This window comes from Bradyrhizobium jicamae, assembly GCF_001440395.1.
In the GTDB taxonomy this organism is placed as follows: Bacteria; Pseudomonadota; Alphaproteobacteria; order Rhizobiales; family Xanthobacteraceae; genus Bradyrhizobium; species Bradyrhizobium jicamae.
In genome coordinates this window covers 1-5,376 of sequence record NZ_LLXZ01000188.1, presented here as the reverse complement: position 1 = coordinate 5,376, position 5,376 = coordinate 1, and the positions used below count along the sequence as shown (strand labels likewise).

5 protein-coding genes are annotated in these 5,376 nt (G+C 64.6%); 3 read left to right on the top strand and 2 right to left on the bottom strand.

The features are described from left to right. On the bottom strand, positions 1–283 hold a 283-nt coding region (gene ccmI, locus CQ12_RS31890; RefSeq protein ID WP_063799854.1), incomplete at its 3' end, for a c-type cytochrome biogenesis protein CcmI. A 301-nt stretch (positions 284–584) separates the two neighbouring features. Here ccmI and exbB point away from each other — a divergent pair. The 3 genes from exbB to CQ12_RS31875 are packed head-to-tail and all read left to right on the top strand — an operon-like array spanning position 585 to position 2,592. Next, positions 585–1,409, top strand: a complete 825-nt coding sequence (gene exbB / locus CQ12_RS31885) for a tonB-system energizer ExbB (protein WP_083519559.1) — start codon at positions 585–587, stop codon at positions 1,407–1,409. Positions 1,410–1,414: 5 nt separating this feature from the next. After that, positions 1,415–1,840: a TonB system transport protein ExbD gene (gene exbD, locus CQ12_RS31880; protein ID WP_057839245.1), complete on the top strand. Its 426-nt coding sequence runs from the start codon at positions 1,415–1,417 to the stop codon at positions 1,838–1,840. Further along, the gene (locus tag CQ12_RS31875) at positions 1,837–2,592 is read left to right on the top strand and encodes an energy transducer TonB (RefSeq protein ID WP_057839244.1); all 756 of its coding nucleotides are present in this window, start codon (positions 1,837–1,839) and stop codon (positions 2,590–2,592) included. Before exbD ends, CQ12_RS31875 begins: the two co-directional genes overlap by 4 nt. A gap of 57 nt (positions 2,593–2,649) precedes the next feature. Here CQ12_RS31875 and CQ12_RS31870 read toward each other — a convergent pair. Continuing rightward, the coding region (locus CQ12_RS31870; RefSeq protein WP_057839243.1) for a TonB-dependent receptor domain-containing protein at positions 2,650–5,376 on the bottom strand (2,727 nt) is incomplete at its 5' end.

Below are 5,376 nucleotides of genomic sequence, written 5' to 3'. Positions count from 1 at the left end.
GCACGGCCGAGGCACGGCGCAGGCCGAGGCTGGCCCGCGCCGGCGGGTCTTGCTCGCCGTCCGCCGCAGCGAGCAGGCGACGGCCGATTTCGACACGGGCGGCCTCGGCCTCGGACACGCCGATCAGCCCGGCGGCAACATCGCGGTCGATTTCGGCGAGTTGATCCCTGTAGACCACCGCCTCGCTGCCGCCAGCCTGTGCAGACGGCCCGCGACTCAACGGCCAGAGCACGGCGAAGATCGCCGCGACGGTCATCAGGGCGAACACAAACCACAGTGTCATCAAGCGGTTCCCGGGGGACGGAACGGCATACTTAGAATTCGACTAAGCGCCGCCGATGCGCCGCTTTACACTACGGGCGGCAAGCCCGGCAATTGACAATTGCGGCAGAAAATCCGGGGGAACAGGCATCCTCAGCCGGGTCCGCTTCGCCGCAGGTCGCCACGGGCGAATACCAGCTCGCTTAAATTGTCCTTGAACGATTCCGCAATTAATGGAAGCACATCCGGTTAGTATTTACACCAAGACGTAGGTAATGCTACAAAATGAGGTAAAGGCATTAATTCCCCCTCAGAGGTAACCGATGCGAGCCTGGAATGCATTTCGACGCGACCTTCGTCGCGGCGCTCCGCTTCTCTCATTTCCGCTGTTGCTGCTGTGCTTTCCGGCCGCTGCCGAGGACGCGACGGAACGGAGTGCGATCGCTGCCGCAATGCTCCCCCGGGATCTCAGCCCCTGGGGCATGTTCATGCAGGCCGACATCGTCGTCAAAGCGGTGATGGTCGGCCTGCTGTTTGCGACGGCGGTGACATGGACGGTGTGGCTCTCGAAGACCATCGAACTGATCAGGGCGCGGCGGCAAGCCCGCATCGCCTTGCGCGCCCTCGCCAACGCCCGCAGCGTGGATGACGCCGTGCAGCAGATCCCCGAAGGCACGGTTGCCCAGTTGATCGAGGGCGCCGTGACCGAGCTCAGATTGAGCACCGATCGAATGGACAAGGAAGGCATCAAGGTGAGGATCGCCTCCCGGCTGCAACAGATCGAGGCGGCGGCAAGCAGGCGGATCGCCCTCGGCACCGGCGTGCTCGCGACCATCGGATCGACGGGCCCGTTCGTCGGGCTGTTCGGTACGGTCTGGGGAATCATGAACAGCTTTATCGGGATCTCGAAATCGCAAACCACCAACCTTGCCGTGGTCGCGCCCGGAATTGCCGAGGCGCTGCTGGCGACGGCACTCGGGCTGGTGGCGGCGATCCCAGCGGTCGTGATCTACAACCTGTTCGCGCGCCAGATCGCCTCATACCGCGCGCTGCTCGGCGACGGATCGGCGGAAATCACCCGGCTGGTCGGACGCGACCTCGATAGCGGCGCCCTGCTCGTGCGGCGGCATCTCGCGGCGGCGGAGTAGCAGCCATGGCCGCCAGTCTGAACCAGGGCAACGGCGACCTCTCCGAGGTCCATGAAATCAACGTGACGCCGTTCATCGACGTCATCCTCGTTCTGCTCATCATCTTCATGGTCGCAGCACCGCTGGCGACCGTCGATATCGCCGTCGATCTTCCGGCCTCGAACGCACAGCCGCAGCCGCGGCCGAACAAGCCGGTCTATCTGACGGTGAAGCCGGACCTCTCGCTTTCCGTCGGCAACGAGACCGTCGGCCGCGGCGCCCTGCCCGGCGTGCTCGATGCGAGCACCAGCGGCCAGAAGGATACCCGTATCTTCCTGCGCGCCGACAAGCTCGTCCCCTATGGCGAGGTGATGCAGGTCATGAACCTGTTGCGCGCCGCCGGCTATCTGAAGGTCGCGCTGGTCGGCATGGAGCAAGCCTCACCGCTATGATCGAGCTTGCGGCCGAAGATCGTTCCGACCTGCGGCGATGGATGTTCAGCAGCCTCGCGGTGCTGTCCGTCTACGCCGGATTGACCGCCACGCTCGCTACCTGGCGCTACGCGGACGATACCGTGGCCGCCGAACCTTCGGGCGCGATCGTGGTCGATCTGGCGCCGCTGGCCGCGGCGCCGGCGACCACGCCGAGCGACATTGCGCCCGGTCCGGAACAGGTGATGTCGGAGGCGCAGCCGGTGGCGAAGCCTGCGGAAACGCCGCCCGACGAAACACCCGAATTGCCGCCCGCTCCCAATCCAGATGCCGCCGTGGCGCTGCAGACCAAGCCGCAGCCGGACGTGACGCCGCAGCAGCAGGCCGCGGCCGCCACGACATCGGCACCGCCGGCGATCAACGAGCGGATCGCCCCGGTCGCCGTGGCGCCGAACCAGGGCGTGCCGAACGACAAGAATTCCGAGGCCGTGGTGACCTGGCGAACGCAGGTCCTCGCTTTGGTCGAAAAGAACAAGCGATATCCGGAGGCCGCGCGGTCGCGGCGCGAACAGGGAACGGCGCAAGTGTCGTTCACGCTCGATCGCAAGGGGATGGTGGTCAACGCGCGCGTGACTCAAAGTTCGGGCTCCAACGCGCTTGACGAGGAGTCCATAGCGCTCCTCAAGCGCGCGCAGCCTTTCCCTGCACCGCCCGCAGCATTTCCCGGCGAACTGGTCGTCGTGCGGCAGCCGATCCGCTTCACCGTAAAATAGCGCGGACGACAGACGCTACCCCACTGGTGGTCTGGTCGCGGAGTATCGCTTCGACGGCTAGTCGACGATGACGCTGCCGCCAAACTTGTAGTTCACCCCGATCCGGACCGCATCGCTGGTCACCCGCGTATTGGCGTCGAACGCAACCGCGGTATTGACGGCCGCAGGTGGCGTCGAACGCACCGAACCGAAATCCATGTGAAGGTATTCCAGCTTTCCGGTCCAGTTGCCTGTCAGTCGCGCCTCGAAACCGGCGCCCGCGGCCCAGCCGAAGCGATACAGGTGCCGATCCAAAGACGCCGTCGTCGCAACACCTGCGTTGTCGAAGCCCGCAACCGAAGTCGACGTCGTGATCTTGCCGAACGGGACGCCCGCGGTGGCGTAGGCAAGCAGGTCCGGCGTCACCAGCGTTCCGACGCGGCCGCGAACCGAGGCGACCCAGCCCAAACGATAATCCAGGCTTGCCCTCACAGTTGCGTCGAGCGGAGCCAGCGCCGCGTTGCAGACATTGCCGGGGCATGCCGTGGCGCCGTGTCCGCGCTGGTTGCGATACTCAAAATCGCCCTCGATGCCGGCCAGAATCCGGCCCGATGTCCAGTTATAGCCGGACTGAACGCCAAAGCTCGCGGTGTTGTGCGTGGACGGCAGGCGGGCTCCGGAAAGCGACGCAGCCGTTGCAGCGTCGTTGAACGCCGCGTTGGTACCCCCCTCGCCTCTGAGATATCCGACGTTGCCGCCGGCATAGACGCCCGTCCAGTTCCAGGCCGCGGCTTCCAACGCCGGGCTCTTGTAGTAGCCGTTGCCAGCCGGCCGCTTCGCACCGATCCAGGTGCCGGGCGGTCCGCTCGGCCGGTCGGCGCCGTATTTGACATTGAGGAATAGCTTGAAGCCCCGCCCGGGCTGCAGGATCTCGTCCTTGTGGAATTGAACGGAGTTACGAATGTTGGCGTTGAGCAGATTGTCGCCGATCAGCCCGGTCGCGACCTCGACGGCGCCCCACGGCGAGTCCTTCCAGAACTTCCGATGTTCGATCTGCAGCTTGACCAGATCATATCCGGGAGTCGTTGTGTCGAACTGCGGAATGTCATTCTGCGCGAATGCATGCAGCCAGCCGGCGCGTACAAACCAGTTGTCGTTGCGCCAGTAGACGCCGCCACCGAGCCGCATCGGAGGAATGCGCGGCACGTTGCCGCCGTCGGTGAATGTCGCGCGCACCACATCATACTGGCCATCGATGCCGAAGGTGCCGTTGGCGAGTTGCGCGGCGTCCCATTGCCAGGCCAGTTCGCCGCCGCGGAAGTTTGCGTCGAGCTGATCGTAATTGACCTGGATGTAATCGGTGCCGGTTCCGCAGGAAGCAAACGTTTCCTGACAGATGATGCCCGTGGCGCGCGAGAAAATGAACTTGTTGTACGCCGTGTAGTAGGCATTCGCGGCGAACCTGAAATCGCCATCTGTGCGTTTCAGGCCGATTTCCGCCGTCTGCGCGGTTTCAATTCCGAGATTCGCGTTGCCGATCTTGAAGGTCTTCTCCGAACCATCGGGACCTTGTGCGAACAGTTCGAGGGCGCGCGGCGCACGCTCGATACGCTGCAGCGTCAGGCTTGCGACCAGCGAGGATGGAAGATCCTTGATGATGCCGAAACTGATGCTCTTCGGCATGAAGTCGAGTTTGGCCGCGGCACTGCTTGGCTGATTCGGCGGCGGAAGAAAATTCGGCGGGAAAGTGAACGCCGTCCCCGCAACATTGACCCCCTCGATACGTCCCGCCAATTGCGTGCGCAGCGTCTCCGTGTGCCTGACTTCATTGAGGAAGTACGCTGCTGCCGTCCTTGTCTGGGCCGGAAGCAGGATCGCCTGGCCCGCCGTATCCAGTTGCTGGTAGGCGCCCTGCGCGCCGACGATGCTGGTCAGCGGACCCAGCGGCGTGGCGAACGGCGTAAACTCGAACTCGAGCTTGCCCTCGGTCTGCTTGTTCTTGAAGGTCGCCGTGATCTCCTGGAATCCGGTCGTGGCGAGCACGGTCTCGTCGTGCCGGTACTCAGAATATCCGGTCCAGTACCTGACGGCCGCCAGCGCGCTCGCGTCAGGACGGTACTCGCCCTTGGAGCTGATCTTGGTTTGCTCGAGGTCGTTGTGCTGGCGGGCATCGGCAGTCGCAATGCCGGGAACGTAGTAGTCGCTGGTGAAGCGCGAGACCGAGATGCCGGCATAACCGCCGTCGAAGAGCCAGGAGCCACCGACGGCCGCGCCCGCGCTCTTCGAGGCTGAATTCGGCTGCTTGCCATTGAAGGCGGGCGCAGGGACCGGCGGAACGAGATAGGGATAGCTCGGGACACTGTAATCGCTGGAGGATCGTCCGTAGATATCGGCATGCACGGCGGCGTTGCGGCCGCCGGCATCCAGCAAGAGCCCGCTCTCCCACCCTCGGTTGACGCTGGTCACGCCCGACCTCAGCTCGGCGGCCACGCCTCCCAGTGGTGCGGCGGTCGGAATCCGGTTGTTGTTGACGTCGACGACGCCGCCGACGGCTTGCGAGCCGAAGCGGAGCGCACCCGGTCCGCGAACGACGTCGACCTTCTGGATGGCGAGAGGGTCGATCGGCACCGCGTGGTCCTGCGCAATGTCAGACACATCGACCGCACCGACGCCGTTCTCCTGGATGCGAACCTTCGCGTCCGTCAAACCGCGCAGGACGGGACGCGAGGATTCCGTGGCAAGGCCTGCAGACGTCGCGCCGGGCATGTTGGTGAACAGGCTGCCAAACCCGCCATTGCTGCTCCC

Coding starts and splice junctions, on each gene's coding strand:
- CQ12_RS31875 (WP_057839244.1), top strand. CDS start 1,837: ATGATCGAGCTTGCGGCCGAAGATCGTTCCGACCTGCGGCGATGGATG.
- exbB (WP_083519559.1), top strand. CDS start 585: ATGCGAGCCTGGAATGCATTTCGACGCGACCTTCGTCGCGGCGCTCCG.
- exbD (WP_057839245.1), top strand. CDS start 1,415: ATGGCCGCCAGTCTGAACCAGGGCAACGGCGACCTCTCCGAGGTCCAT.